Raw genomic sequence first — 3264 nt, 5'->3', positions numbered from 1 at the left:
CGTCGCCGGCTCCGCCGGCCCGCTGGGGGTGCGGGTGGTGTTCACGCCGTCGCCGTCACGGGCCGGGCAGATCAGCCACGAGATCATCCGGCGGACCGGACGGGCCCCGCTGGACTCCTCCGACGGGGTCCCCGTCTCCGGCGGGATCGACGGCGCGCCGCCGGTGAACGTCCCGCTGTACTACGCGGTCTACGCGCGGCGGGGCGAGGCGACGTCCGTCGCGGTGGCGGCCGACCCGGTCGTGCTCCGGCCCGAGGTCGCCCAGGTGGAGCTGGCCGCGGGCGACGGGACCGTCACCGGGCTGTGGGAGTGCCCCGCCGAGGCGGCGCGTGTCGCCGTCTACCGGGACGGCGCCCCCGTCGAGGCGGGCCGTGACGGCTTCACCGACCGGGACGTCGCCAACGGGGCCGTCCACCGCTACCGGATCGCCGCCGTCTACACGGGTGCGGGCGGCGAGACCGAGACCCCCGGCGTGCACGTCACCGCGACCCCGCACGCCCTGCCCGACGCCGTCGCCGACTTCACCGTCGAGCCGTACGGCCGCGACCGGATCCTGCTGCGCTTCCCCCTGCCGGGCAACGGGCTGGTCGAGGCATTCCTGCTGGACAGGGAGCCGCCGTGGATCACCGGGGCGGTGGTGCCCGCCGCCGAGCTGACCGGCCGCAGGGTCGAGTCCACCCCGCACGCGCAGGGGCTGGTGGTGCGACCGGGCGCGAGCGGGCTGCTGCTGCTGGCGACCGTCGCCGGGGAGTCGGCGGCGATCGGGGCGTCACTGCGCCATGTGGACCTGCCCGCGCCGTCCGGGCTGGTCGCGCAGCGGCGCGGCGGCGAGGTGCATCTGGGGTTCACCTGGCCGGGCGACGCGGCGGCCGTGGCCGTCACCTATGAGATCGGCGCGGCGAGCGCGAAGCGGATCAGCGTGTCGCGGGCCTCGTACGTGGCGGACGGCGGGGTGCATCTGGCCGTCCCCGAGTCCGAGCCGGTCAAGGTGGGCGTGTGCGGCACCTCCGACCACCAGGGCGCGGTGCTCACCGGGCCCGCCGTCACCGCGACGGTCGCGGCCCGGCCGCTGGTCCGCTATGACGTCGCCCCTGCGGGCACCCCGTGGAAACGCGTGCTGGCGATCACACTGACGCCCGAGCGGCCCGTCCGGCTGGCGCGGCTCGATCTGGTGGTGCGCGATGGGAAGATCATGCCGCAGCGGCCCGGCGACGGTGAGATCCTGGTCTCCTGGGAGGATTTCGATCTGCCCGCCGAGACCGTCCTGCGCGTCCCGATGCCCCAGCGGGACGGCCCCTACTGGCTGCGCTGCTTCGCCACCGCCGAGGCCGAACTGGCCGATCCCCCCGTCCGCAGACTGAGACAGGAACGATGAGAGCCGCAGCATCGCGCAGAGCCCGGCCGTCCCTGCGGGCCCGCCGGTCCTCGGTCACCTGCCCCTACTGCTTCGCGGTGTTCGCGCGGCAGCAGATCGCCTACCGGTGCCTCGGCAGGGCCGGGCGCGGGGTGGGCTGCGATCCGGTGCTCGACAAGGAGCTGGCCGCCTACCTGGGCACGCAGGCCGGGGCGATGCTGCCGCCGGTGTTCACCGGACGCGGCGCGCGGGCGTCCTGCCCCGACTGCGGACGTGAGAGCGGCCGCCGGGTCTGCCCCGAATGCCACCACGAGCTGGCGCCCGCCTACTGCGACACCCCCGGCCGGATCGTCGCGCTGGTCGGCGCGAAGAACGCGGGCAAGAGCACCTATATCGCGGTGCTGCTGCACGAGCTGCGCAACCGGGTCGGCACCGAACTGGAGACCTCCCTGGTCGCCTGCGACGACCGCACCATCGAACGGTACAAACGGGACTTCGCACGGCCGCTGTTCGAGCAGGAACGGCTGCTGCCGACCACGCCCAGCGCGGCGACCGCGCCCCGCGAACCGCTCGTCTACCTGCTGTCGCGACGGGTGAAGGGCCGGCTCGGCGCCCGCACCGAGGCCCTGACCCTCGTCCTGTTCGACACCGCGGGCGAGGACCTGCGCAGCCGCGATGTCCGCGACCTGCATCTGAAGTACCTCGAGGCCGCCGACGCGATCATCTTCCTGGCCGATCCGCTGGAGCTCACCCAGGGCGCCCAGGAGTCCGAGCCGCTCGACGTCCTCGCCCGGGTGACCGAGCCGCTGGCCCAGCTGCACGGCGGCCGGATCCGGGTGCCCGTCGCGTTCGCCCTCACCAAGATCGACGCCCTGCCGCTGCCGCGCCAGTCGCCCCTCCAGCGCGCCCGGGTCCGTTCCGGCGCGCTCGACGCCGACGACCGTGAAGCGGTCGACGCGCAGATCCGGGCGATGCTGGAGGAGTGGGGTTCCGGCGATCTCGACCGCTACCTCGACCAGCACTACGACGAGTACGGGCTGTTCGGCCTGTCGGCGCTCGGCGCGATGCCCCGCGAGGACAAGGTGGGGCCGGGCGGGGTCCGCCCCTACCGGGTGGAAGATCCGCTGCTCTGGCTGCTGCACCGGTTCGGGATGCTGGACTCCTGATGGCCTGGCAGCTCCACTACACCTCCGCCCGTTCGGCGACGCGCTCCGGTTTCCAGTTCACGGCCGTCAGCCCCGGGCTGCCGCCGGGCGCGGAGGCCGAGGTCTCGCCCTACCTCGGCTACCGGCCCCCGCCCGACGCCCCGCCCTCCCCCACCGACGAGGAGCTGGCCGCCTTCCCGGTCGCGCTCGGCTACGACCAGGTCAACGGGCGCGCGCTGCTGGTGCGCTCCCGCTACCTCGGCAAGGACTACTCGGGCCGGTTCGGCAACTTCCTGGCGCACGCCGTGCTCGCCGCGCCCGCCGAACTGGAGGGCTACCGGCCGATCGAGTTCTGGCAGGCGCCGTTCTGGGACGACTCCCCCGCCGACCACCTGCCTGTCCTGCCCGACCCGCCGCCGGGCGACGCGTTCGACCCCGAGACCCTGGGCCGCTGGCTGGCGTCGCTGCCCGATCCCTACCCGCTGCTGGCACGGCTGCTCGACGCCCTCACCACCGGCCACGACCGCGTCATCCTGGTCAGCCCCGACCCCGCCGAGACGGCCCGCTGGATCGCCGTGCTCACCTTCTCGCTACCCGCAGCGACGGCCGCCCGGCTCTCCTTCACCACCTACACCGCCGACCCGGTCACCGCGCCGCACCGGCTCGTCGGCACCACCCCCGACGCGTGGGCGTCGCTGCGCACCGACCATCCCTGCCATGTGCTGCCGCTGCTCGGCGTCCCGGCCGATCAGCCGGAGCCGGCCG

General features: G+C 74.7%; 2 protein-coding genes and 1 pseudogene. All 3 read left to right on the top strand.

Features of this window, described 5'->3' with window-relative positions; all coding sequences use genetic code 11:
- Nucleotides 1–1375 (top strand): annotated as a pseudogene (locus tag ACYVE7_RS31565) (hypothetical protein); the annotation flags it as partial.
- Complete coding sequence (locus ACYVE7_RS31560) at nt 1372–2520, top strand: TRAFAC clade GTPase domain-containing protein (RefSeq protein ID WP_460369914.1); 1149 nt, start codon at nt 1372–1374, stop codon at nt 2518–2520. The pseudogene ACYVE7_RS31565 and the gene ACYVE7_RS31560, both read left to right, overlap by 4 nt.
- Nucleotides 2520–3264: GAP1-N2 domain-containing protein (locus ACYVE7_RS31555; protein ID WP_460369912.1), on the top strand; the 745-nt coding region annotated here is incomplete at its 3' end. The genes ACYVE7_RS31560 and ACYVE7_RS31555, both read left to right, overlap by 1 nt.

The sequence above is a fragment of the Actinocorallia lasiicapitis genome (genome assembly GCF_054778695.1).
Note: the sequence above shows the minus strand (reverse complement) of the source record. Positions and strands in the feature narration are given on the sequence as shown.